Consider the following 20,554-nt stretch of genomic DNA (forward strand, 5'->3'; position numbering starts at 1 on the left):
GGAGAGGGCGATTAAACAAACGGTCATGAGCGAGCTTGGAGCCTTACATCACACTGAAAGAAGAAGTGGAGGAGGATAAGCTGAAAATCCTTCATCATGCTGAAAGCTTTGATCCGCTTTACTCTCATATGTTAATCAAAAAGAAAAAATGGCAGCTGCCTGCCGCGGAGGCGTTTGCGGAGCTTGTTTTACATTCGATTCGTGAGAAAAAGGAGTGTGTGTCAAGGCTTACTCCTTTTCTATTTAAACAGCAGCTGTGAGCTTTGGTTTTACAAATTTCATAAAAATCCCTCTGACTAATGGTCCCATAATCAGTAATTGCAATGGATAAGCTAAGATGAAATTTTTCAATACAATCATTAGGTAAGCGCTGAAGAGGCTGTCCCCGTTCAGTCCATTTGATAAAGCAGCTGTCACTAAACCGAACACAGACATACAAAGCACCATGCCGATCACCATACACGTCGACACGGCAAGAACGACATATAATGTCTTAGACTTGTCAAACGGCATGCTGAAGGCAATCTTTTTGGCAAGGGGGCCCACTAACAGTAAATCTAACAGCAGCGCTACAATAAAACCGATGATCATTTCAAAAACTGTTACAAATGAAAAATCGTGTATAGCTCCGTTGATGATGGCATTGTAAATCGACATGACGCAGACCATCCCAAAACACATCATCACGCCAAAGATAAGACCTTCTTTTTTATTTGTTGGCATACAATCATTCCTTCTCTTAATAATGGGTGATTAGTATACCAATGAACCGCTCATGCTCATAAGTGACAAATTTGTGAACAATTTATTGGCCAGAATCTTCTTCTTTTGTCATCAGCACATGCGGAATGCCGTCCAGCATAAATTCTTCTGATGCTGTCTGATAGCCGAGTTTTTCATAAAAGTTTGCCGCCTGTGTCTGGCCGTACAGTTTGAATGAGGAAATGCCTTGTTCTTTCACAATGCGTTCTAACGCATCGACGATCTTTTTGCCCAGCCCGAATTTGCGATAGGGTTTCAGAATGCAGATTCTTTCCAGTTTTCCCACCTGATCAACAATACGGACACGTGCAGTGCCAACGGGTTCATTCTGATGATAAACGAGAATGTGCCGGCAATCTTCGCGGAGTGTATCGAACTCATCAAATTCATCTGAAACGGGACAGCCTTGTTCCTCTACAAATACTGTCTTTCTGATTTCAAACGCTGTATTCAAATCATGTTCTGACGTTATTCTTTTCACATTCATGATGTGAGCCTCTCTTTTTTATCGGTTTGTGACCCAATGGGCGGGGATTTGTAGTGACGGCGGCAGTTTTGTGTTTGCATCGCCGTTTGCGGCATTCACCTGTGCCTGCGTCAGAAAAATGCTCCCGGTCAGGTCGGCGCCGCTGAGATCAGCGTCTCTTACATCTGCACCGATAAAGTCTGACATTCTCAGGTCTGCATCTCTCAGATCGGCAGCAATGAGCAGTGCTCCTCTTAGGTTTGCTCCGCGCAGATCAAGCCCTTTCAGTTTCGCGCCGATCAGGACACTTCCCCGGCTGATTTTTTTCGGGCGTTTTGGATTGCGTGCTTGGGCGCGCACCAGCTCACTCGTTTTTAACAGCCATTCATTGATCTCAGCCCGGTGCTCGTGTACTTGCAGTGTCAGCAAATTTTCCTTGCTGAGTCTGGTGAGCTTGTCTATTTTTTCGAAACAGGCCCGCAGCTCGCGATGAATCGGTTTGGCCGTCTCTATAGAAAGCGCTTCGTGTAAATACCAGAGCATTTCGTGCAGCTGCTGCATGATTGGGAAAACGTCAAACATTTCGTTGGCTGTTTTCGGGTGGTTTCGCCAATCCTTTCCCTCACAAGTGATTTGGGATACTTTCTGGCCGGCGCCAAAGCATTCATAAGCAGAACAGCCTCGAAACCCCTTTTCTCGGAGGTCTTTATGGATAGAACATTGATAGTTTGATTGTAAGTTGCGGCAAGGCGTACCCCCGTCTTTATCAAAAGCAAAATCCGCTGATTTCGCATAAGGCAAAGCGACACAGCACAGGCCAAAACAGTGCTGGCAATCCGCACTTAAATCATGATGTATATTATCATGTAACGTTACTTCAGCAGACAATATCGTTCACCCCTCCACTTGGGAACTTTGTTAAATATATCTATTTGATTATATAGGAAGCAGGGGTACTTGTCATTTTGTTTTTAGGGTTTCAGATGGCCAGACGATGTATAATATATCCAATCATGATGATTAGGAGGGCATCCTTTGGAACAGCAAATAAAAGACATCATCTCTGCGTGTGATTTGGCAATTCAAAATGAAGATTTTGATACACTGATGAATTACTACACGGAAGATGCCATTTTAGTTGTGAAGCCGGCATGATCGCGCGAGGCAAAGAAGAAATCAAAAAAGCGTTTATGGCGATCGCAAACTATTTCAATCATCATATTGTCCCGACACAAGGGGAAATGACCATTTTGGAAGCAGGAGACACTGCACTGGTCCTTTCTCAGACACTGCTTGATTCGGATAAAATAGATTCCGAGTATGCGATGGAAAGAAGGGCGACCTGTGTGTTTAAGAAGAATGCGCAAGGCGAGTGGCTTTGTGCCATCGATAATTCATATGGAACGGATTTAATTGGTGTTTAGCGTCCAGATATGTCTTTGACATGCTATTTGCGCATATAATGATTCATTCAGCTGATGAGGGAAGGTGACTTCATTGAATCTGTATGACATCAGAATGAATCCTTATTGGTTTTATGCAGACAGGCACAGAGGGTTTGTTCAATATCCATACGTATTTCGGCAGCCCATTGCATCCTCCAGCGCCATCATTACATCAGCCCGCGGAGATGTAACGGGAGACGGCGTTATTGATGAGGTCTTTCTCACTGGCATCCAAATGCCTGGCAGCCCTTTATGGAGAAATATCACATTGGTGATCCGTGACGGCAGAACCCATCAGGAACAGCGAATCCAGCTCCAAAACAATATGGGATATAATCCGTCTCTTTTTCTTGGGGATATGACAGGCGACAAGATGGATGATGTGGCAGTGGTAATAGACACTGGGGGAAGCGGCGGCACGATATATGCGTATGTTTTTGCATATCTAAACCGGCAGTTCCGACGGATTTTTCATTCGGATGTGTTTAATGCTGAATGGAAGTACAGTGTGAAGTACCAAAATCAATATAAAGTGAGCGTCACCAGCCACCATCAGAAAGAAATGTATATTCTCGATCTTACTTACAAGGGCAGGGAATATTTGAATGAGATTTATACCCAGCAGGGTGTGTTGAAAATGCCGATAGAAGGCTGGGTGAATCCCTTGTCTGGCTTGTACCCGGTTGATTTTGACAGAGACGGCACGTACGAATTGCTGGCGTACCAGCGGATCGCCGGGAGGTATAATGCTGACTCACTGGGATATGTCCAAACCGTGTTGAAATGGAACGGGCGGAGATTTATGCTTGACCGCCAGAATGTATTGATTGTTGGGGGTCACTTATCGTAAGTATAAAACGGTCGGCCTATGATTTATTTGTATCACTATCGCCCAGACGGAATAGGATATAGCACATTGCAAATGAGGAGAGATTCTGTTTGAGTAATCAAGAGGCGATTGAGCAAATTGTGTACGGCCTGAATTTGGATTTAGCTTGGGAGTATGCTGCGGGGATACAATATGCGCAGCATGCCAGTCTCCTGAAGGGAGCCGCCTATTTTGCGGTTGCCGAAGAATTGCAAGAGCATTCTCAGGATGAGTTTGGCCATGCGGTCGTGTTAAATGAATTAATTCAGTATTTAGGGGGAATCCCGACAACACAAGTGGCCCCGGTATATACGTCAATGGATAATGATGAAATGCTCCGGCAGGATCTCCAAGGTGAATATGATGCGATTCGCCGCTATTTGCAGCGAATTCGCCAATTCGAAGCACTCGGCATGTATGACTCTGCCCAAAAAATCAGAAATATTGCAGTAACTGAACAAGAGCATGCCATTGATTTGGAAATGGCTTTAGGTATTGAAAAAAAGGAGATTCCTGCACCCAAATTTTCATTTCATGACAAATAGGGGAAGTTGTCTCATGAGAGATTTTTGGCCAAAGAAAAAGAGTGCTTTCAACACGCACTCTTTATTCCAGCTTAATTCGTTTTACATCCCCTAATACAAACACATAAAAAACCAGCCCGAGCAGCAGTACAAAACCGGCTACCAGAAAGCTGAGCGTAAAGGATCCTGTCACATCAACCAAATATCCCGTCAGTGAAGCAGCGATAATGCCTCCGAACAAGTTGTTTGCCAGATTCACCATGGAGCTCAGCATGGACACGGAACCGATCGGTGCCAGTTCTGCTGAAATGGACCAGCCGACTGGAGCGGTTGCGGAAATACCGGCGAGTCCGATTGAAATACAGATAATCGCGACGGTGATATTGTTCGTCAGAATCGAGCCTAAAAAGAAAAAGCCAAAGCTCATTCCGACAATGATTACCGTTCGGTACACCTTGGTGTTAGGATAACCTTTCTTAATGAAGTAATCGACGAGCCAGCCGCCGACGACAATTCCGGAAATGGTTGAGATCAGCCAGGGCACGGCTGTAAATAAACCGGACGACATGATATCCATTCCGTATGTATGTTTAAAGAAAGTCGGAAGCCAGGTGAGCAGCAGGTTGAATGTATAGCCGTACCCAGTAAATCCAATCATCAAGCCCCATACTTTACGGTTGGAGAAAAGCTTTTTTAAAAGCGGACCCGTTTTGTAAGGGATTTGCTCTGTTGTCATTGAATTGTGTCTTTGAATATAGTTTAGCTCACTTTTGGAAATGCGTTTGTGCCGTTCAGGCTGCTCATAATAATGCCAGAAAAAGATCGTAAATAGCACATTGATGCACCCAATCGTTAAAAAAGCGACACGCCAGTCAAACGCGGTGACAAGAAAGGCGACCAATGGCGCGCCGATTACGTTTGAAAACTTGGCGGCCGAGTCGAACAGTGAGTTGGCCAAGCCCCGCTCGCTTGGAGGAAACCATAGAGCGGTTGCCTTGGAAGCGGCAGGGAACGCAGAGGCGCTCGTCAGCCCAATGAGAAAACGGAACAAATATAACAGCAATTTTCCTTGCAAAAAAGCAAGAAGGATCGTTAAAAAGCTCCATATTGTCATTCCGATCCTTGTAACCCATGCCACGCCAAACCGGTCCAGCAAACTCCCGACAGGCAGCTGCATCAGTGTATAGGAATAGGTGTAAATGGAAAACACGATGCCGAGTTCTGTTGCTGTAAGGTGAAACGAATCTTGTATGGCGGGGGCCGCTACAGAGATGGCCACTCGGTCAAAATAATTAAGAATAATAATGCCGCTGAGTAACGAAGATATATACCATCTGGTATGCCCAGGCCGTTTCACGCGCTCTTGACTCATGATGAAAACCTCCTCTGTCATAGCATGATCTCCTGATGAAAATACCATTCAAATTTTAAATACCACAGCGTGCTTTTGCGTAAACGGACAACAGGAATTTGACTGAAAATGCCCGGTGCTTTAGAATGAAAGTAATAAAAATGAACACTCCAAAGGGGAGTAGCTTTTACAGTAAAGTCGTCATTACGGGACAAGATGTCCTCGGCTTTGCTGGCAATCTCATTGTTAGCGAGACCTTTGCCAAATCTGATTTGGTGAAGGTCTTTTTGTTTCGGAACTTCACCAAATCGGTGGAGTTTTTTCATTTTTATCAAAAATGGAGAGGAGCGTCGGTATGTCTAAGCTGAAAAAGTGGCTGAAGCGTGAAATGGTGAGGAAAGGGCTGCCGTTAGCAAAAGAGAAATTGATCCCGATCTTAAAGGAAAAAATGAAGAAGAAGCGATGAGGAGGCTAACGATGAAAATCATTTTGACTGTTCTTGCCGGTGTGGGGCTTTTGAGTGCAGGCGGATGTGGCATGTTGGACCAGGTGAATGACGGATTGAATTATACAAGTGAAGCCGCAGGCTATGTGGAGAAAGTGAAGACATTTGCAGAGGAGGCACCTGAATTGGCCGAGCAAGCTGTAAATGACGCGGAGGCGAAAGGAAAACTTGAAGCACAGCTTGAAACGGTTCAGCAGGCTGCCGTTGATTTTAATGAATTAACACCGCCTGATGCCGCAGCGAAGATTCATCAAACCATTCAGGAGCATAACGAAACCTTGCAGAAAAGCGCTGAAGATGTGTTAAAACAAGTGGAAGAAGGCAAGGTATCGCTTGAAACATTGGAGCAGTCGGACATTGTCCAAAACGCAAATCAAATCACTGATGTGATGGGGCAGATTGAAAAGCTGGGCGAATAAGAAAGAAGCATCCCTGCGCGGGATGCTTTTTCATTATTCAGCCATTGCGTCTGTTAAGACAGGGACGACTTGTTTTTTACGGGAAACAACGCCTTTTAAGAGGGCTGTGTTGTTTTCTAATGTAACGTTGAACGCTTTTTCCACGTTCGCTGCTTCGTTACCGATCGCAAGGGCAAGTGAATCATTTTCTAAGATGTCTGTGATGACAAGAAGGAATAGGTCAAGCTTCTTCTCAGCCACAACCTTAGAAATCGCAGCTTCTAATTCAGCTTGGCGTTTTTTCACATCTTCAATGTCTACTGTGTTCACTTGTGCGATTTCGACTTTTTTGCTGCCGAGTGTAAATTCTTTCGCATCAAGAGAAATCAGCTCTTCCACTGTTTTTTTGCTTAAATCAGCGCCAGCTTTCAGCATGTTCAAGCCGTATTCTTCAGCATCTACGCCAGCAATTTCCGCAAGTTCTTTTGCTGCTGCTACGTCTTGGTCTGTGCAAGTTGGAGATTTGAATAACAGTGAGTCAGAAATGATCGCAGACAGCATAAGGCCGGCAATTTCTTTCTCGATCTTCACGTTATTTTCTTTGTACATTTTGTTTAAGATTGTAGCCGTACAGCCTACAGGCTCAGCACGATAGTAAAGTGGCTCAGCTGTTTCGAAGTTTGCGATACGGTGGTGGTCGATGACTTCGAGAACCTGAACGTTTTCAATGTCCTTGATGCTTTGCTGGCGTTCGTTGTGGTCAACAAGGATAACGCCGTTCACTTCGTTTGCAGCTGTTTCTACAAGACGAGGGCTTTCTTGTTTGAAGTAGTCAAGCGCGTATTGTGTTTCGCCGTTGACCTGTCCAAGACGGACTGGCTCAGCATTGAAGCCGAGTTTGTTTTTCAAATCAGCATAAGCAATCGCAGAACAAATCGTATCTGTGTCTGGGTTTTGGTGTCCGAAAATAAGTATCTTTTCCATGATAGCTCCTTATCCTTTTTAAATAGTGTAATCTTTATATAGTTTAACACGTCTTGTTGCGAGTGTAATCATACAAACCCTTAAAAATTGATGTGAATAAGAAGCATTTTCTTTGAGCTGAAGAGAAAGGGCGTGTAAAATACTGGGTAGCTAAGTTGCGAAATGTGATGTAGTATCAAAAAAGGTACTATGGGAGGTCAAGTATGAGTGAAAAAAAGAATAAATACCCGAACAAAGAAGGCTGTCCAGTTGAATTTACGCTAGATGTCATTGGCGGAAAGTGGAAAGGAATTCTTTTTTATCACATGATAGATGGCAAGAAACGGTTTAATGAGTTTCGCCGAATCTGCCCGAGTATTACCCAGAGAATGCTCACCCTACAGCTGCGGGAGCTGGAAGCGGATGGTATCGTGCATCGTGAGGTTTACCATCAGGTGCCGCCCAAGGTTGAATATTCTCTGACGGAATTTGGGCGAACGCTGGAACCGATTGTTTTGCAAATGAAGGAATGGGGAGAATCCAACAGAGATGTGCTGGAATCTTATCGTTCGAACGGCTTGCTGAAGGATCAGCAGAAATAGCAGCAAAGGGAACTCCTTTGCTGCTTGTTTTATTTCATTGAAAGGGCTTTGTTGGCGTTTCTGACATCATTTTTCAATAGTTCAGAAAGGTTGTAAGCTGGATAGTATCCGCGCTGATACATGTATTGGAATATTTGCGCATGCCATTTAATGGCTGCATTCAGCTGTTTGACAAGCACGTTTCTTAATTGAGGTGTCGCTGTTTCAGTGATGGCAATGGCGTAGTTGCGGACAGATGTTTTGGCAAGAACAAGCAAGTCGCCGCTGTAGAATGGGTTATCCGCACGTTCCTCTTCGTCTTCACGAGGCATCGGTGCCTGAGGGAAGAACTGGAGAAGCTCTCTTAAATTTTGCTCAATGGCTTGTATGGATACGGCATAAAGCTGTTTAAGCTGAGGGTCTTTTACTTCTTTTATCATTTTCTTCAGTTTAATGAGTCCGATTGCCTGAAAAGCGACCAGCTCATGCAACTCTAATGTCTCATGCCAAGCCAATGTTCTGCGTTCATCCATGTAACAATTCTCCTTTATCAATGAGATTCCATATCAGCATATGCCTAACGCTCAATGTTGTTCATGATGTTTTGAAGTTTTTAAAACGGGAAATTCACCTTATATAGGATACGGGTTGAGAACATGCAAATGAGGTGAAACACATGTGGGACATGATAAGGAATTTTTTCTTGTTTAGCAGCGGCGTTCTGCAGGCAACAACCCTTTTACTGGTGATCTTGATCTTTATGTATGTCAGAAAAACGAAAAAGAAAAACAAGGAATCTTCTGGCTTTATGGATGATAAACATTAATCGTGATGGGCATTCTTTTCAAAGAATGTCTTTTCATTTGCAATGTTTCACATGAAACATCAGCGTCATTTTACTTGCGATTTGGACTTATGTTAAAATATAAAAGTAAAATGTAGAGAAGATATTAAAACATTCGGTGCAAAGCATGTTGCAACGATGAAAAAAGAGCAGTCGTTTATGCTGCTCTTTTCTATTCGTGTTTTAAGGATGATACGAGGTGACTAAGTGAAACAAACGAGAGCTTTAATGGAAGGCGCTGTTTTAATCAGTCTGTTTGCGATCATCACGCTTTTGGTCGTATATGTACCTGTGATCGGAACAATTTTGTTTTTTGCACTGCCGCTGCCCATGATCCTGTATACGATTAGACATGGATTCAAATTGGGAATATGGATGGGCGCTGTCAGTCTTCCGGTTGTTTTTATTGTCGGGTCCTTTAACGGACTTATTTTAGCTTTTATGTCAGCTTGCGCCGGCATTGCCATGGGGCACTTTTTCAAAAAGAAAGAACCCGGGAACGCGATCATTTCGGGCGCCCTTATTTATATGCTTAGTATTGTCTTCTATTTTGTGATAAGCATTCAGTTTTTGGGTATCAATATCATTGATGAAGCAATGACACAATACCGGCAGTCTCTTGATATGGTAGAAACGGTAGTGAAGCAGTCGGGCAATGCTGAACAGCTTGACAAGCAATTGAAACTGATGGAAGAACAATTGGGTATCGTTCAATATCTTTTTCCAACAGCTATTGTGATGGTAGGAGCTCTTTTTTCTTTCCTCAGTTACCTTATCGCTAAGCCGCTCTTAAGGCGATTCTCCCCCGATATTCCTAATCTAAAGCCTTTTAGAGAGTTGAAGTTTCCGCAAAGTGTTGTAGTGCTGTATTTAATGATTGTGTTGCTTTCATTTTTGCCTTTAGAAAAGGGCCAAATGCTGTACTCTATCGCTTTAAATGGGGAGTTTATACTCGGGTTTCTGATTTTCATCCAAGGTTTATCATTTATCTTTTTCTATTGCCATAAAAAACAATATCCGAAGGCTGTGGCTGTGATTGCAGTGGTTCTTGGGCTCGTGCATCCGATTTTTATGGCAGCGATTCGCATTTTAGGCGTTATAGATATAGGCTTTAATATAAGGAATAAGGTGAAATGAACATGAGTTTTACTCACATGGTGGGGAGTGATAGAAATGCCAAGCTTTTATGAAAAACCGCTGTTTCGGTATCCCATCTATGCCATGATTGCTCTGTCAATCATTGCAATCCTCATCAGCTTTTATTTTAACTGGATATTAGGAACCGTCGAAGTGCTGTTGCTTGCAGTTATTTTGTTTTTTATTAAACGCGCTGATTCTCTTATTCGACAAGAGATTGATGATTATATTTCTACGTTATCCTACAGGTTGAAAAAAGTCGGTGAAGAGGCATTGATGGAAATGCCGATCGGCATCATGCTTTTTAATGATCAATATTATATAGAATGGGCAAATCCGTTCCTTTCTTCTTGCTTTAATGAAAGCACATTAGTGGGGAGATCACTTTACGATACCTGTGAATCGGTTGTGCCGCTCATCAAACAAGAGGTGGAATCGGAAACGGTTACATTGAATGACCGTAAGTTTAAGGTTGTCATCAAACGGGATGAGCGCCTGTTGTATTTCTTTGATGTAACGGAACAAATCCAGATTGAAAAGCTTTATGAAAACGAAAGAACCGTGCTGGCGTATATTTTCCTTGATAATTATGATGATGTGACACAAGGGTTGGATGACCAGACGAGAAGCACAATGAACAGCCAGGTGACATCTTTGCTGAACGCTTGGGCGCAGGAGTACGGGATCTTCCTGAAAAGGACGTCTTCAGAACGCTTTATTGCTGTACTTAATGAACACATCTTAACTGAACTCGAAAATTCGAAGTTTTCAATTCTTGATGAGGTACGGGAAAAAACCTCATTCGACGGCGTTGCGCTGACGTTAAGTGTTGGTGTCGGGGCTTCAGTCTCCTCGCTGAAAGAACTTGGCGATTTGGCGCAATCCAGCTTGGATTTAGCGCTGGGACGCGGCGGAGACCAAGTAGCCATTAAGCTGCCGAACGGCAAGGTGAAGTTTTACGGAGGTAAAACAAACCCGATGGAGAAACGAACAAGGGTGCGGGCCCGTGTCATTTCCCATGCCTTAAAGGAAATCGTCTCTGAAAGCAGCAATGTGATTATCATGGGTCATAAATTCCCTGACATGGATTCTATCGGCGCAGCGATCGGAATTTTAAAGGTGGCTCAGGCAAATAACAAAGACGGTTTTATCGTCATTGATCCAAACCAAATCGGATCAAGTGTCCAGCGTTTGATTGAAGAAATCAAAAAATATGAAGAGCTGTGGTCAAGGTTTATTACCCCTGAAGAAGCGATGGAGATTTCCAATGATGACACGCTGCTTGTGATCGTTGATACACATAAGCCGTCACTTGTCATGGAGGAACGGCTGGTCAATAAAATTGAACATGTCGTGGTCATCGACCATCACCGCAGGGGTGAGGAGTTTATCAGAGATCCGCTGCTCGTTTATATGGAGCCGTACGCTTCTTCGACAGCTGAATTGGTGACAGAGCTGCTTGAATATCAGCCGAAGCGCTTAAAAATCAATATGATTGAAGCAACAGCCCTATTAGCTGGTATAATAGTGGATACAAAGAGCTTTTCTCTCCGCACAGGATCGCGGACTTTTGATGCTGCTTCTTATTTAAGGGCAAAAGGCGCCGATACGGTGCTTGTGCAGAAGTTCCTGAAAGAAACCGTTGATTCCTATATTAAACGGGCGAAGCTGATCCAGCATACGGTCCTTTATAAAGAGAACATTGCGATTGCTTCTCTTCCTGAAAATGAGGAGGAATACTTCGATCAAGTGCTGGTTGCGCAGGCGGCTGATTCGCTGCTCTCTATGAGTGAGGTTGAGGCTTCATTTGCGGTGGCGAGACGGGATGAACAAACCGTTTGTATCAGTGCGCGGTCACTTGGCGAGGTCAATGTTCAGATCATCATGGAGGCGCTGGAAGGCGGAGGACATTTAACAAATGCGGCGACTCAGCTGTCCGGCATTTCAGTAACAGAAGCGCTGGAGCGGCTGAAGCACGCCATAGATGAGTATTTTGAGGGAGGCGTACAGAGATGAAGGTTATTTTCTTACAAGATGTAAAAGGAAAAGGAAAAAAAGGCGAAGTCAAAAACGTAGCAGACGGATATGCGCAAAACTTTCTGATTAAAAAAGGCCTCGCAGTGGAAGCGAACGCGTCAAACATCAGCGTGCTAAACGGACAAAAGCAGAAAGAGAAAAAAGAAGCCATCGCCGAGCTTGAGCAGGCAAAGAACTTAAAAGAGACTTTAGAAAAACTGACTGTTGAGCTCAGCGCGAAATCAGGTGAAGGCGGCCGTTTATTCGGTTCTGTAACAAGTAAACAAATTACTGCACAGCTCCAAAAAGACCATAAGATTAAAGTAGATAAGCGGAAACTTGACTTGCCGGACGGCATTCGTGCGTTAGGATATACAAACGTGCCTGTGAAGCTGCATCCTGAGGTGCAGGCTGTGTTGAAGGTACATGTGAAAGAAGAAGCTTAATAGAAATAGAAAAGAAGGCTTGGAGCAATCCAAGCCTCTTTTTTTATTTATTCCACAAGATAAAGAGTTTGCTGGCTTTCACCGCCAGGTCCTCCTCTCATGCCTTGATGACTGCTGTTTGTGCCGCTGGAGGAACTGCTGTACTCGTCAGATGATATTTCTTTTCCGGTTTTCTTAATCCAGGAAACAAGATCGCTGTTGCCTGAGTTATTTTCTGACAGAAGGAAGTATTTCACTTTTCCTTCTTTGACCAGTTTTTTCAGTTCGGAAACAGTCAGAATAGGATCTGTGCCGTTAAATCCGCCCATTGCCATAACAGATTCATTTTCATTAATGATGTATGGCGCAGCTGTTACGGTTGTCAAAGTAGCGAATAAATACTCTTCACCGGTATTATGCTTTCTCAGATAGGACAGGAGTGCGGTGTCGACCTCTGAGGAGAACATGCTCCCGCCGTTTGCTGAACTTTTGAGCTGCGGACCCGATTCCGGAAGGACGCTGTTGCCTCCGTATAGAAGCGGTGTTGCTGACCAGTAGACCGGTGCGAGCAGCAGAACGCATAGGCTGATGATGGTCAGCTGCTTGCTGAACGGATGGCTGCGTTTAAGCATCAGAAGCGCAAGAGTGACGCCAAATCCTAATAGTCCCAGTACATACATCCATACACTGCCGATTTGGCTTGTATAAGCGCTCAGAATATAAACCTGAAACGCGGCTGTGATCAGAACGGCTGCGGGCAGCAGGCAGCTGGCCCAGTCTTTATTGTTTTTGTATAAACGGTACATCGTATACCAGCCAATACCGGAAAGTGCGGCAATCGGCGGTGCCAGCATGATCAAATAATACTGGTGGAAGAATCCTGCGACGCTGAAGAAACCAGCCACAGGAACGAGCCAAGCTGTCCAGAAGATCGTTTCTTTCATTTCAGCTGCTTGTCCGCGGCGATCACGGTACCAGCTGACGATTCCGCCCAGCAATCCGATCAATGCGAATGGAAGCATCCAGCTGATTTGGCCGGAAAGCGCCGATTGGAAGAGACGAAGCGGTCCTGCATCGCCGGTGCCGAACATAGTCATGCTTGTTCCGCCGCCACCGCCAGGTCCTCCGTTTCCACCGGCGGGCCCGCCGTTTCCAGGTCCGTTACCTCTTGTTGGAGGTGTGCCACCGCCTCCATTGGAAGCGCCGGTCTGTCCGCTGGGCGGCTGATGTGCCTGTGAGTTGTTCTGGAATGATTGGTTATCGTTTTGATTGCTGACACTTCCGTCAGTTTTGCTGGTTCCGTCCTGAGAGGAAAATGATCCGCTTCCGTTTGGCGTTTGCATGGTGTTATGATTCTGCGTGTTACCGCCTGCGGCAATTGTATCACCCTTTGCAAGACCAGTGGTTTGTCCTAACAGACGCTCTGTGCCGTTGTAACCGAAGGCCAGTTCTAACACTGAGTTGGTCTGGCTGCTTCCGACATACGGGCGGCTGGTAGATGAGGCTGAATCGACCACAACTGCCCATGAGAGCGAAAGGCTTGTCAGAAGGATGAGAGACAGAATCAGAGAGCCGATTTTTTTCTTCAGAGAAACCCGAGATGCAATCAGGTAGAATAACACAAATGCAGGCAATACCATAAACGCTTGCATCATTTTCATATTAAAGGCGAGTCCAATCAGGGCAAATGCCGTCAACAGCCAAAGCAGTTTGCCTTGCTTTACTGCCCGAAGCAGGCAAGCTGAACCGAGCAATAAGGTAAAGACAAGCATGCTGTCAATGTTGTTTGTTCGGCTGACGGCTGCTGCAATAGGCGTCAGTGCCATGACAAGTGCGGCAATGCGGGCCGCTCCAATTCCAAAGGCCGGTTTGATCATTCTGTAGATAAGGTATACAGATCCAACTCCGGCGAGAGCCTGAGGCATGATTACACTCCACGTGTGAACGCCGAAAACCAGTGCGAAAATCGTTTGAACCCATAAAACAACAGGCGGTTTATCCACTGTTACAAATCCGGAAGGGTCAAAAGACGCATAGAAGAAATTGTGGAAGCTTAGCGTCATGCTTTTCACAGCCGCCAAATAGTATTGGTTCGCTGTGTCATCCTGCCAAATGTTATACGTATTTAGAAAAGCCGCTGCAAGCAAAATGAGAATAAGGATAAAGTCGAATCGTTTGTTTTTCATCGTTTTTCACCTCTTTATGGTGTCTAATTGTAAAAAACAAATATGAAAAACTTATGAATAAACCATAACTATTCAAAGAATTTCATGGAAAAAAGCGGAGAGATCTTCCCCGCTTTTTAGGCTGAATTTCTTTGTTTCTCTGGCTGAAGAATGTATTGATCCCGACCGGCCCCCAGCCCGGCTGCTCCCATTGTGATCAGGGCGGCAATGAGAAGGACAAGCGGCATTGTCCATGAATGCGTCTGGTCAAAGAGATAGCCGACAAAGATTGGCCCGATGGCTGCAAGCAGGTAGCCGAACGACTGAGACATGCCTGACAGCGCGGCGGCCTGCTGGGCATTTTCACTGCGGAGACCAATTAAAGTGAGCGCCAGACTAATGCTGGAGCCTTGTCCGATACCGATGATGATCATCCAGACGGCAAGCAGGATATGGCTGCCGCCCGCCAGCAATCCGCATAGCCCGATGAGATAAACGGCAGTCAGCCCCGCAACAATGCCGCGCTGGTGTTTCAAGCGATCTGCGAAAACAGGTGTCAGAAACGTGGAAGGCAGACTCGCAAATTGCATGAGTGACACCATCCATCCGGCTGTTGACGTATCAATCCCGTGTGAACGGAGAATTTCGGGAAACCATGCGATGCTGCTGTAAAATAAAAAGGATTGCAGTCCCATAAAAATGGTGACATGCCATGCCATTTTGGAAGCCCAAATGGAACTGGTTTGTAGCTTTACCGCCTTGTTTGCCGTATCCCGGTGGCGCAGCTGAGGAATCCAGATTAGCAATGCAAGGAAAGCTAAACCGCCCCATAAGAGAAAGGCCTGTTTCCATCCGCCCTCCATTTGTGCTGCCAGAGGTACACTGACACCTGACGCTAAAGCGGCGAATATACACATTGAGGTGGTATATAAGCTGATCATGATTCCTGATTTTTCAGGGTATTTATGCTTAATTAAGCTTGGGAGCAGAACGTTTCCGATGGCAATGCCGATGCCGATTAATGCCGTTCCGGCAAATAAGGCCGAGATCAAGCCGGCAGAACGAAGCAAAATCCCGATCAATAATATCAGAAGGCCGAGCCATAAGGTCCGTTCATTTCCAAGCCGCTGTCCAAACTTAGGCGCAAGCGGAGAAAGAACCGCAAACGAAAGCAGCGGCAGCGCTGTTAAAAATCCGGCTGTCCCATTCGACATATGAAGATCTGCCCTGATTGAGCTGATGACCGGACCAACTGAAGTGATCGCTGGTCTCAAGTTAAAGGCGATAAAGATAATGCCGATGATCAGCCAAAAAGATTGGATGTTTTTGTGTTTTGGCAAAGCAGTTACTCCTTCTTTCTAACATATACTAAATATAATTCCATAAGATATCAGCAAGTATGCGAACGAATGCTACGATTGTTCTTCTTCTTTCTGCAATTCGGCCAATTTGGCAAGCAGGATATGCTGAGGCATATGCATGATCTGTTCAAGCGGCAGATTCAAGGACTCTGCAAGCTTTTGTGCAGTTTCAGCAGAAATTTGCAAAGGTCTCACAAAAGATTCCTCCTCTCTTCTGTCCATTGTACAAGAATCAGATGGGAAACGTAAGAAGATGTCACAAAGGAGTAGAGCAATCCGAAAATGCCCGTTATAAAAGAGGTAAGGAGGGTTCCTATGTACACGCAGTTGCCATTATTAAAACAAATGCTGAATGAACGACAAAAAGACACTGAGAAAGCTGTCACCTTTGAAGAATATTTAGCAGTGAGGCTAAAGCTTCAAGAACTGATGGGGAAATGTGCTTCGTTCGAGGAGTGGGATCTATATCAAAAAGCGGCGGATCTGATGATGCACACAGGTTTCCAATGGATGAAATAAGGCGATACCGCTAAAAACCCCCCGCTGCCGCGAAGGGTTTCATTCATTAATATGAGTATTCCTCTTCTACATTTTTAAACTTGTCATAAATCACAAGCTTTGCCGGACTGTTTTCTTTTGCCACCTGTTTGGCTTTTTCAATTGCGGCGTCTTTAGATGTATACAAAGCTGTCGGCGCCACATTCTCCACCTTAATAAACCAGCCATCCGCATCGACATTGGGTGTAACGGCATATTCTTTCATCATCTTTCATTCCTCCCTCACGTTTTATTTCGTCTTTCCCGACCTGTTACTGTCCGAAACGATCCAATCGGCTACCTGAAAAAAACAGGAAACAGACAATTTTTCTATTTTTTTTCTGTAGAAATGGTAGAATGGAGTTTGGAGATTTTTTAATGAGAGGACGGTGCTTAGCATGACAGACCTTCTAAATGATCGGCTTCCTCCGCAAAATATAGAAGCCGAACAAGCCGTGTTAGGCGCTATTTTTTTACAGCCGTCTGCTTTAACACTGGCTTCAGAAGTATTGATTCCAGATGATTTCTATAGAATGTCCCACCAAAAAATCTATAATGCGATGCTGGTGCTCGGTGACCGAGGTGAACCGGTTGATCTAGTGACGGTTACGTCAGAGCTTGCGAACACAGAACTGCTGGAAGAAGTGGGTGGCATTTCGTATCTGACAGATATCGCAAACTCAGTGCCGACAGCGGCTAACATAGAATATTATGCGAAAATCGTTGAGGAAAAATCGATTCTTCGCCGATTAATCAGAACTGCGACAACCATCGCTCAAGACGGATATACCCGTGAGGATGAGGTCGAGGATTTACTCAGTGAAGCGGAAAAAACGATTATGGAAGTGGCGCAGCGCAAAAACACGAGTGCCTTCCAAAACATTAAGGACGTCCTTGTCCAGACCTATGACAATATCGAACAGCTTCACAATCGTAAAGGCGATATAACCGGAATTCCGACAGGATTTACGGAGCTTGACCGGATGACTGCCGGGTTCCAGCGCAACGATTTGATCATTGTCGCCGCCCGTCCGTCAGTGGGGAAAACGGCCTTTGCCCTGAACATCGCACAAAACGTGGCGACCAAAACCGACGAGAGCGTAGCGATTTTCAGTCTTGAGATGGGTGCAGAGCAGCTCGTTATGCGTATGCTTTGTGCCGAAGGAAACATCAATGCCCAAAATCTTCGTACCGGCAACCTGACGGAAGAGGATTGGGGCAAACTGACAATGGCGATGGGAAGCCTGTCGAACAGCGGGATTTACATTGACGATACACCGGGTATCCGCGTGAGTGAAATCCGCGCCAAATGCCGCCGCTTGAAGCAGGAAAGCGGACTAGGCATGATTTTGATAGACTATCTGCAATTGATTCAGGGAAGCGGACGTTCAAAGGATAACCGTCAGCAGGAAGTATCAGAAATTTCCCGTGAACTGAAGTCGATCGCCAGGGAGCTGCAAGTCCCTGTTATCGCGCTTTCTCAGCTTTCCCGGGGCGTTGAGCAGCGTCAGGATAAACGTCCGATGATGTCTGATATCCGGGAATCTGGAAGTATCGAGCAGGACGCGGATATTGTCGCGTTCCTTTATCGTGACGACTACTATGACAAAGAATCTGAGAATAAAAATATTATCGAAATCATTATTGCCAAACAGCGTAACGGCCCGGTAGGAACCGTGTCTCTTGCGTTCGTGAAAGAATACAATAAATTCGTCAACCTGGAACGGCGTTTTGATGACGCAGGTGTTCCGCCCGGCGCATAAACCCCAAGAGCTGATCTTGGGGTTTTTTTCATTCGAAAGATGGAAGAAAAACCGGACGCACAGCGGATGTGAATTTGAAAGCGGTTTAATAAAATAGGGCGTAAAGGAGATGGTAACATGGGATACTGTTTTTCATCTTTTCACGCAGCGCAAATCCGGATTGCGCGGCCTACAGGCCAGCTTGATGAGATCATTCGTTTTTACGAAGAGGGACTGGACTTGAAACGAATTGGCGGATTTTCGCAGCATAACGGGTATGGAGGTGTCATGTTCGGCCTTCCTCATGCCGATTATCATTTGGAATTCACCCAGTATGAGGATGGGGAAAGCACTGCTCCAGTTTCACATCCCGACAGCCTCCTCGTTTTTTATGTGCCGAATGTGAATGAACTGGCATCGGTCACTTCAAGGCTAAAACACATGGGCTATCAAGAGGTCGAATCAGAGAACCCGTACTGGAGTCATGGAGGCGTGACGATAGAGGATCCAGACGGCTGGCGAGTCGTTTTTATGAATACCAAAGGGATTTCAGGCAAGTGATACTTTTTCATGCTAAAGGACAAAAGTTTCACAAGCTTTTTATGACGAAGCCGTTAGAAAACGCTTCTAAAAAGAATGGAAGCGAACGAATATAGTTTTATATTAATTTAATGTTCGGATTTAAGATTGACTTTCTGTTTCTTCACTGATAAACTTGATTTGTTTGAATAGAATCGTTTTAAAGGTTAACGGAGGTGCACGGACATGTCTTCAGTAGTTGTAGTAGGTACGCAATGGGGCGATGAAGGAAAAGGTAAAATTACAGATTTCCTCTCAGAAAATGCAGAAGTGATCGCCCGTTATCAAGGCGGAAATAACGCAGGGCACACAATCAAGTTTGACGGAGTCACATACAAGCTTCACTTAATCCCGTCTGGAATTTTCTATAAGGATAAAACGTGTGTGATCGGAAACGGAATGGTTGTAGATCCGAAAGCATTAGTCACAGAGCTTGCGTATCTTCATGAGCGCAACGTCAGTACAGACAACCTGAGAATCAGCAACAGAGCTCACGTCATTCTGCCGTATCACTTGAAATTGGATGAAGTGGAAGAAGAGCGAAAAGGGGCTAACAAGATCGGCACAACGAAAAAAGGAATCGGCCCTGCTTATATGGATAAAGCAGCCCGCATCGGAATTCGCATCGCGGATCTGTTAGACCGTGACGCGTTTGCGGAGAAGCTTGAACGCAATCTTGAAGAAAAAAACCGCCTGCTCGAGAAAATGTACGAGACAGAAGGGTTTAAAATTGAGGATATCTTAGACGAATATTATGAGTACGGCCAGCAGATTAAAAAATATGTCTGCGATACATCTGTTGTCTTAAATGATGCGCTTGATGATGGGCGCCGCGTGTTATTTGAAGGCGCGCAAGGGGTAATGCTCGATATCGACCAAGGAACATACCCATTTGTTACGTCATCTAACCCGGTTGCCGGCGGTGTCACGATCGGATCTGGCGTCGGCCCGACCAAAATTCAGCACGTTGTCGGTGTATCAAAAGCATATACGACTCGTGTCGGCGACGGTCCTTTCCCGACTGAGCTGAAAGATGAAATCGGCGATCAAATCCGTGAAGTCGGACGGGAGTATGGAACAACAACAGGCCGTCCGCGCCGTGTCGGCTGGTTTGACAGCGTCGTTGTCCGCCACGCCCGCCGTGTGAGCGGAATTACAGATCTTTCTCTGAACTCAATCGACGTTTTAACAGGAATTGAAACGCTGAAAATCTGTGTGGCGTACCGCTACAAAGGCGAAATCATTGAAGAATTCCCGGCAAGCCTTAAAGCACTTGCTGATTGTGAGCCGGTATATGAAGAAATGCCGGGATGGACTGAGGATATCACAGGTGCGAAAAGCTTGAGCGAGCTTCCGGAAAACGCGCGTCACTATCTTGAGCGTGTGTCTCAGCTGACAGGCATTCCGCTTTCTATTTTCTCTGTCGGCCCAGACCGTTCACAGACAAATGTCCTTCGCAGCGTGTACCGTGCGAACTAAATAGATTATGCTTCAGGCCCCTGAATCCAGGGGCTTGTTTTTTGTTTGAAAGCCGCATCTAAGTTGGTCTAAGAAAAAAATATGAAAAAAACCAAAAAAGTTATTGCCACTTCTATTTGTTCGTGATATTATAAATCTCGTTGTTACGGAAACTGCTTCAATAGAGTACTAGATAAGAACTTGGTCAAAGTTGTTTGCTCTATGGAAACTCCGACATCTTAAGAGCCATTAGCTCAGTTGGTAGAGCATCTGACTTTTAATCAGAGGGTCGAAGGTTCGAGTCCTTCATGGCTCACCATTTCGTGAAGGCCCGTTGGTCAAGCGGTTAAGACACCGCCCTTTCACGGCGGTAACACGGGTTCGAATCCCGTACGGGTCATTGATTTACTTTAGCGTTATTGCTAAA

At 45.1% G+C, this 20,554-nt stretch carries 22 protein-coding genes, 2 tRNA genes and 2 pseudogenes; 16 read left to right on the forward strand and 10 right to left on the reverse strand.

From position 1 onward, the window contains the following. Positions 1-7 precede the first annotated feature (7 nt). A pseudogene (locus tag JMN17_RS06925) lies at positions 8-260 on the forward strand (hypothetical protein); the annotation flags it as partial. Here JMN17_RS06925 and JMN17_RS06930 read toward each other — a convergent pair. From JMN17_RS06930 to JMN17_RS06940, 3 genes are all read right to left on the reverse strand, one after another. Then, the gene (locus tag JMN17_RS06930) at positions 244-723 is read right to left on the reverse strand and encodes a DUF2798 domain-containing protein (RefSeq protein WP_087993656.1); all 480 of its coding nucleotides are present in this window, start codon (positions 721-723) and stop codon (positions 244-246) included. The pseudogene JMN17_RS06925 and the gene JMN17_RS06930 overlap by 17 nt on opposite strands. 82 nt (positions 724-805) lie before the next feature. Then, on the reverse strand, positions 806-1,249 hold the full coding sequence (locus JMN17_RS06935; RefSeq protein ID WP_202327756.1) for a GNAT family N-acetyltransferase: 444 nt from the start codon (positions 1,247-1,249) through the stop codon (positions 806-808). An 18-nt stretch (positions 1,250-1,267) separates the two neighbouring features. Then, complete coding sequence (locus JMN17_RS06940) at positions 1,268-2,116, reverse strand: pentapeptide repeat-containing protein (RefSeq protein WP_087993658.1); 849 nt, start codon at positions 2,114-2,116, stop codon at positions 1,268-1,270. A gap of 147 nt (positions 2,117-2,263) precedes the next feature. On the opposite strand from JMN17_RS06940, the pseudogene JMN17_RS06945 reads away from it, so the two are divergent. From JMN17_RS06945 to JMN17_RS06955, 3 genes and pseudogenes are all read left to right on the forward strand, one after another. Then, positions 2,264-2,652, forward strand: a pseudogene (locus tag JMN17_RS06945) (YybH family protein). Positions 2,653-2,725: 73 nt separating this feature from the next. Further along, positions 2,726-3,523 carry a hypothetical protein gene (locus tag JMN17_RS06950; RefSeq protein ID WP_202327757.1) on the forward strand — a complete coding sequence of 266 codons (798 nt, stop codon included), beginning with the start codon at positions 2,726-2,728 and terminating at the stop codon, positions 3,521-3,523. Positions 3,524-3,612: 89 nt separating this feature from the next. After that, complete coding sequence (locus JMN17_RS06955; RefSeq protein ID WP_087993661.1) at positions 3,613-4,086, forward strand: ferritin-like domain-containing protein; 474 nt, start codon at positions 3,613-3,615, stop codon at positions 4,084-4,086. Between the two features lie 61 nt (positions 4,087-4,147). On the opposite strand, the gene JMN17_RS06960 is transcribed toward JMN17_RS06955, so the two are convergent. After that, a complete protein-coding gene (locus JMN17_RS06960) occupies positions 4,148-5,458 on the reverse strand; it encodes an MFS transporter (RefSeq protein ID WP_087993662.1) in 1,311 nt (436 codons plus the stop codon). 435 nt (positions 5,459-5,893) lie between these two features. Here JMN17_RS06960 and JMN17_RS06965 point away from each other — a divergent pair, with 435 nt between their 5' ends. Further along, positions 5,894-6,340: a DUF6376 family protein gene (locus JMN17_RS06965; protein ID WP_202327758.1), complete on the forward strand. Its 447-nt coding sequence runs from the start codon at positions 5,894-5,896 to the stop codon at positions 6,338-6,340. Positions 6,341-6,373: 33 nt separating this feature from the next. Here JMN17_RS06965 and JMN17_RS06970 read toward each other — a convergent pair whose 3' ends face one another. Next, positions 6,374-7,303 (reverse strand): manganese-dependent inorganic pyrophosphatase, encoded by a 930-nt coding sequence (locus JMN17_RS06970; RefSeq protein ID WP_202327759.1) that lies wholly within the window; start codon positions 7,301-7,303, stop codon positions 6,374-6,376. A 203-nt stretch (positions 7,304-7,506) separates the two neighbouring features. Here JMN17_RS06970 and hypR point away from each other — a divergent pair, with 203 nt between their 5' ends. After that, positions 7,507-7,884, forward strand: a complete 378-nt coding sequence (hypR, locus tag JMN17_RS06975) for a transcriptional regulator HypR (protein ID WP_202327760.1) — start codon at positions 7,507-7,509, stop codon at positions 7,882-7,884. A gap of 29 nt (positions 7,885-7,913) precedes the next feature. On the opposite strand, the gene JMN17_RS06980 is transcribed toward hypR, so the two are convergent. After that, entirely contained in the window at positions 7,914-8,396 is a 483-nt protein-coding gene (locus JMN17_RS06980) for a spore coat protein (protein ID WP_202327761.1), read from the reverse strand. 143 nt (positions 8,397-8,539) lie between these two features. On the opposite strand from JMN17_RS06980, the gene JMN17_RS06985 reads away from it, so the two are divergent. The 4 genes from JMN17_RS06985 to rplI all read left to right on the forward strand — a co-directional run bounded on the left by JMN17_RS06985 (position 8,540) and on the right by rplI (position 12,306). Beyond that, complete coding sequence (locus JMN17_RS06985; protein ID WP_087993668.1) at positions 8,540-8,689, forward strand: hypothetical protein; 150 nt, start codon at positions 8,540-8,542, stop codon at positions 8,687-8,689. Positions 8,690-8,914: 225 nt separating this feature from the next. Further along, on the forward strand, positions 8,915-9,844 hold the full coding sequence (locus JMN17_RS06990; protein ID WP_087993669.1) for a YybS family protein: 930 nt from the start codon (positions 8,915-8,917) through the stop codon (positions 9,842-9,844). Positions 9,845-9,880: 36 nt separating this feature from the next. After that, on the forward strand, positions 9,881-11,860 hold the full coding sequence (gene gdpP, locus JMN17_RS06995; RefSeq protein ID WP_087993670.1) for a cyclic-di-AMP phosphodiesterase GdpP: 1,980 nt from the start codon (positions 9,881-9,883) through the stop codon (positions 11,858-11,860). After that, positions 11,857-12,306: a 50S ribosomal protein L9 gene (rplI, locus tag JMN17_RS07000; protein ID WP_087993671.1), complete on the forward strand. Its 450-nt coding sequence runs from the start codon at positions 11,857-11,859 to the stop codon at positions 12,304-12,306. Before gdpP ends, rplI begins: the two co-directional genes overlap by 4 nt. 47 nt (positions 12,307-12,353) lie before the next feature. Here the strand turns inward: rplI and JMN17_RS07005 are convergent, their stop codons facing one another. The 3 genes from JMN17_RS07005 to JMN17_RS07015 all read right to left on the reverse strand — a co-directional run bounded on the left by JMN17_RS07005 (position 12,354) and on the right by JMN17_RS07015 (position 16,006). Next, on the reverse strand, positions 12,354-14,471 hold the full coding sequence (locus JMN17_RS07005; protein WP_202327762.1) for a glycosyltransferase family 39 protein: 2,118 nt from the start codon (positions 14,469-14,471) through the stop codon (positions 12,354-12,356). Between the two features lie 116 nt (positions 14,472-14,587). Next, entirely contained in the window at positions 14,588-15,790 is a 1,203-nt protein-coding gene (locus JMN17_RS07010; RefSeq protein ID WP_202327763.1) for a CynX/NimT family MFS transporter, read from the reverse strand. 72 nt (positions 15,791-15,862) lie between these two features. Next, entirely contained in the window at positions 15,863-16,006 is a 144-nt protein-coding gene (locus JMN17_RS07015; RefSeq protein WP_064815417.1) for a YycC family protein, read from the reverse strand. Between the two features lie 120 nt (positions 16,007-16,126). Between JMN17_RS07015 and JMN17_RS07020 the strand changes: the two genes are divergently transcribed. Continuing rightward, positions 16,127-16,330 (forward strand): hypothetical protein, encoded by a 204-nt coding sequence (locus JMN17_RS07020; protein ID WP_087993674.1) that lies wholly within the window; start codon positions 16,127-16,129, stop codon positions 16,328-16,330. 46 nt (positions 16,331-16,376) lie between these two features. Here JMN17_RS07020 and JMN17_RS07025 read toward each other — a convergent pair whose 3' ends face one another. Beyond that, entirely contained in the window at positions 16,377-16,577 is a 201-nt protein-coding gene (locus JMN17_RS07025; protein ID WP_148963182.1) for a DUF2188 domain-containing protein, read from the reverse strand. 169 nt (positions 16,578-16,746) lie between these two features. On the opposite strand from JMN17_RS07025, the gene dnaB reads away from it, so the two are divergent. The 5 genes from dnaB to JMN17_RS07050 all read left to right on the forward strand — a co-directional run bounded on the left by dnaB (position 16,747) and on the right by JMN17_RS07050 (position 20,527). Next, positions 16,747-18,111 carry a replicative DNA helicase gene (gene dnaB, locus JMN17_RS07030; protein ID WP_039074908.1) on the forward strand — a complete coding sequence of 455 codons (1,365 nt, stop codon included), beginning with the start codon at positions 16,747-16,749 and terminating at the stop codon, positions 18,109-18,111. A gap of 117 nt (positions 18,112-18,228) precedes the next feature. Next, positions 18,229-18,651 (forward strand): VOC family protein, encoded by a 423-nt coding sequence (locus JMN17_RS07035; protein ID WP_202327764.1) that lies wholly within the window; start codon positions 18,229-18,231, stop codon positions 18,649-18,651. A gap of 204 nt (positions 18,652-18,855) precedes the next feature. Then, positions 18,856-20,148: an adenylosuccinate synthase gene (gene purA / locus JMN17_RS07040; protein ID WP_087993677.1), complete on the forward strand. Its 1,293-nt coding sequence runs from the start codon at positions 18,856-18,858 to the stop codon at positions 20,146-20,148. A 222-nt stretch (positions 20,149-20,370) separates the two neighbouring features. Then, positions 20,371-20,446 (forward strand) — tRNA-Lys (locus JMN17_RS07045). 9 nt (positions 20,447-20,455) lie between these two features. After that, positions 20,456-20,527, forward strand: a tRNA-Glu gene (locus tag JMN17_RS07050). Positions 20,528-20,554: the final 27 nt, after the last annotated feature.

This window comes from Bacillus sp. RHFS10 (genome assembly GCF_016757475.1).
Classification (GTDB): Bacteria; Bacillota; Bacilli; order Bacillales; family Bacillaceae; genus Bacillus; species Bacillus subtilis_G.

Coding starts and splice junctions, on each gene's coding strand:
- JMN17_RS07005 (WP_202327762.1), bottom strand. CDS start 14,471: ATGAAAAACAAACGATTCGACTTTATCCTTATTCTCATTTTGCTTGCA.
- gdpP (WP_087993670.1), top strand. CDS start 9,881: ATGCCAAGCTTTTATGAAAAACCGCTGTTTCGGTATCCCATCTATGCC.
- JMN17_RS07020 (WP_087993674.1), top strand. CDS start 16,127: ATGTACACGCAGTTGCCATTATTAAAACAAATGCTGAATGAACGACAA.
- JMN17_RS06970 (WP_202327759.1), bottom strand. CDS start 7,303: ATGGAAAAGATACTTATTTTCGGACACCAAAACCCAGACACAGATACG.
- JMN17_RS06960 (WP_087993662.1), bottom strand. CDS start 5,458: ATGACAGAGGAGGTTTTCATCATGAGTCAAGAGCGCGTGAAACGGCCT.
- dnaB (WP_039074908.1), top strand. CDS start 16,747: ATGACAGACCTTCTAAATGATCGGCTTCCTCCGCAAAATATAGAAGCC.
- JMN17_RS06980 (WP_202327761.1), bottom strand. CDS start 8,396: ATGGATGAACGCAGAACATTGGCTTGGCATGAGACATTAGAGTTGCAT.
- purA (WP_087993677.1), top strand. CDS start 18,856: ATGTCTTCAGTAGTTGTAGTAGGTACGCAATGGGGCGATGAAGGAAAA.
- JMN17_RS06965 (WP_202327758.1), top strand. CDS start 5,894: ATGAAAATCATTTTGACTGTTCTTGCCGGTGTGGGGCTTTTGAGTGCA.
- JMN17_RS07025 (WP_148963182.1), bottom strand. CDS start 16,577: ATGATGAAAGAATATGCCGTTACACCCAATGTCGATGCGGATGGCTGG.
- hypR (WP_202327760.1), top strand. CDS start 7,507: ATGAGTGAAAAAAAGAATAAATACCCGAACAAAGAAGGCTGTCCAGTT.
- rplI (WP_087993671.1), top strand. CDS start 11,857: ATGAAGGTTATTTTCTTACAAGATGTAAAAGGAAAAGGAAAAAAAGGC.
- JMN17_RS07035 (WP_202327764.1), top strand. CDS start 18,229: ATGGGATACTGTTTTTCATCTTTTCACGCAGCGCAAATCCGGATTGCG.
- JMN17_RS06930 (WP_087993656.1), bottom strand. CDS start 723: ATGCCAACAAATAAAAAAGAAGGTCTTATCTTTGGCGTGATGATGTGT.
- JMN17_RS06935 (WP_202327756.1), bottom strand. CDS start 1,249: ATGAATGTGAAAAGAATAACGTCAGAACATGATTTGAATACAGCGTTT.
- JMN17_RS06985 (WP_087993668.1), top strand. CDS start 8,540: ATGTGGGACATGATAAGGAATTTTTTCTTGTTTAGCAGCGGCGTTCTG.